Below are 303 nucleotides of genomic sequence, written 5' to 3'. Positions count from 1 at the left end.
GCCCCTCAGACAGTGCTCGCCGAAGGCCCCCGGCATTTCTGCGTTGCTCGGCACCTCTCAAGGGGCCCGGCAAACCGTCCCGGTTCGAGCGGCCCATTTTGATTTTCGCCTTTTTTTCGGGTCGACCGCAGCAATTGATTTTTCGGGTAGCGCCTGCTCCCGTGACGTCTTTCAGGCCCCCATGTGGAGCGCCGAGCAACGCAGCTACTGGCGGAAAAAGGGCGAGGACTGTCTGAGGGGCGTAGCCCCGAGTTCGGCAGCCCCCGCCAGTGGCGAGTAGCGCAGGGAAGTCGGCGCAGCCGG

The organism is Dechloromonas denitrificans, assembly GCF_001551835.1.
Taxonomy (GTDB): domain Bacteria; phylum Pseudomonadota; class Gammaproteobacteria; order Burkholderiales; family Rhodocyclaceae; genus Azonexus; species Azonexus denitrificans.
The sequence above is the reverse complement of the archived record's forward strand: the minus strand, read 5'-3'. Positions refer to the sequence as shown.